Genomic DNA, 2,395 nt, shown 5'->3' with positions numbered 1-2,395 from the left:
CTTCGGCGTCTTCACGATCACGGCGAAGAGATCGCTGGACAGCGAATAGTTCTTCGTGACGAAGGCGTTGTCTCGGTTGTAGCGCGAGTCGGGCCGCAACTCCGGCGCGCCCGGATCGAGATCGCCGACCTGCAGCTTCAGGCTCACCGCAAAACCCCCGACGGCGAGCGCCAGCGAGCCCAGCACCGCTGCGAGCGCCCAACTGCGCTTCGCAGCGAAGTTGTCCAGCAAGCCCCAGAGGCGCCCTCCCCGCCCCGCGGCCTGATCCAGCTCCACCTTCAGACTGCGCTCGGCCGCGGCCGGGCTCACACCGACATAGGACAGCAGCACCGGCAGCAGCAGCAGGTTGGTGAAGATCAGGACCGCGACACCAATGCTCGCGGTCAGCGCCAGTTCGCGAATCACGGGGATCGGGATCAGCATCAGCACCGCGAAACCGACCGCATCGGCCATGAGCGCCGTGACACCGGCCAGGAACAGCCGCCGGAAGGTGTAGCGCGCAGCCACCAGCCGGTGCGTGCCGCGGCCGATGTCCTGCATGATGCCGTTCATCTTCTGGGCGCCGTGGCTCACCCCGATCGCGAAGACCAGGAAGGGGACCAGCATCGAGTACGGGTCCAGCTCCAGCCCGACCAGCCTGACCAGCCCCACCTGCCACAGCACCGCGACCAGCGAGCACGCCAGCACCATCGCCGTGCTGCGCACGCAGCGCGTGTAGCCGTACAGCAGCAGCGCCGCTATCACCGTGGCGGCGCCGAAGTACAGCATCACCTGCAGCAGCCCGTCGAGCAGGTCGCCGATGATCTTGGCGAAGCCGATCACATGCACCTTCACGCCCCAGGGCTTGCCGTCGGGGGCGACGCCCTTCTCGTACTTGTCGCGGATCTGGGTTTCGATCTCGCGCGAGAGGCGCCAGTAGTCCAGGCGCCCGTCCTTGCCGTTGTCGAGCAGCGGCGCGACGATGGCGCTGGACTTGAAGTCGTTCGCCACGATGCTGCCGACCAGTCCCGCGCGCGCGACGTTCGTGCGCAGCTTCTCGACGCTGGCGGCCTTGCCGTCGAAGTTGTCGGGCATGACGGGGCCGCCCTGGAAGCCCTCCTCCGTGACCTCGGTCCAGCGCGTGGCGGGTGTCCACAGCGACTTGACCCAGGCGCGGTCGACCCCCTGCGTGAGAAACAGGTCGTCGTTGATGTGCTTCAAGGCATCGAGGTAACGGGCGTCGAAGATGTCGCCGTTCTCGTTCTCCACCACGACGCGCAGGGTGTTGCCCATGCCGCGCAGTTCGCTGCGGTTGTTCAGGTAGTTCTGAATGTAGGGATGACCGACGGGGATCATCTTCTCGAAGCTGGCGTTGAGCGATACGCGTGTCGCGAAGAAACCGAGCACCAGGGTGGCGAGCAGGCAGGCGAGCGTGACGAGCAGGCGGTGATTGAAGACCGCACGTTCGAGCCAATTGCCCGAGTCCCGCGGGAAATCGGCAAGCTCGCGCACGACCGGCATGCGCTCCAGTCCGGAAGAGATAGCCATTACTTGTCCTTGGTGGTCAGGTCGATGGTGCGCAGGCCGCGCGGGCCGCCCACCACGAGCGAGGTGGTGCTGGCGAAGGCGACTGTGGCAAGGGGYGTCTGAGMGCGMKCGGGTGAGCGCKTAAAGGAGAGCCCGCCGTCGATGCTCAGAGCGATGGCGCCGGCCTGATCGACCAGGGCCACGGTGCCATTCCCCGCGACGGCGCCGCCGACGATGCTGGCGGCCAGTCCTGTGTTGACGGGAGCCCAGGAGGCGCCATCGTCCGTGCTGAGGAAGGCGTTGCCGCGCATGCCGTAGGCCAGCACGCCGGCCCGGGTGGCCAAGAGTCCGAAGAGGCTGCCCTTGTATGGTGAAGGCATTGCGGTGAGACGTTGCGCGCCGGCGTCCAGCTTGAGCAGCAAGCCGGCTTCGCCCGCGATGAAGATCGATCCGCGCGCGGCACGGATCGCATAGAGATTGAGCAGCCCCGCGTTGTCGGCGCGATCGAACCATGGTTCCCACGTCTTGCCGCCGTCGGCGGTGCGCAGGATCAGCCCGTACGCGCCGACCACGAAGCCTTCATTGGCGCTCGTAAAGCAGAGATCGAGGAAAGGCTTGTCGGGGCCCGCATCKGCGTTGCGCTGGGCTTCCACGAGCAACTTCCTGTCCTGTTCGGTCGCATCCGAAGAGGCGACGCGGCGCTTCATGTGCTCGAGCACCAGCGCGTTGGCCCGGCGCCCGTCGAGCAGGCCCGTCCAGCTCTGCCCGCCGTCGCGCGTGCCGAGCACCACGCCGTCATGGCCGGTCGCGTAGCCGACGTTGCCATCAACAAAGCTCACGGCAGTGAGGTCTGAGCTGACCGGAACCGGCACCTGCGTCCAATGGCGAC

2 protein-coding genes are annotated in these 2,395 nt (G+C 66.9%); both read right to left on the bottom strand.

Going from position 1 to position 2,395, the window contains the following annotated elements:
• Positions 1 to 1,527 (bottom strand): efflux RND transporter permease subunit (locus tag AC1DHL_RS29600; RefSeq protein ID WP_478164308.1); only part of this gene is annotated, 1,527 nt, incomplete at its 3' end.
• Positions 1,527 to 2,395: WD40/YVTN/BNR-like repeat-containing protein (locus AC1DHL_RS29595; protein WP_478164307.1), on the bottom strand; the 869-nt coding region annotated here is incomplete at its 5' end. The genes AC1DHL_RS29595 and AC1DHL_RS29600, both read right to left, overlap by 1 nt.

The organism is Variovorax sp. 10L426, assembly GCF_056395305.1.
This window is presented reverse-complemented; position numbering and strand designations above follow the sequence as displayed.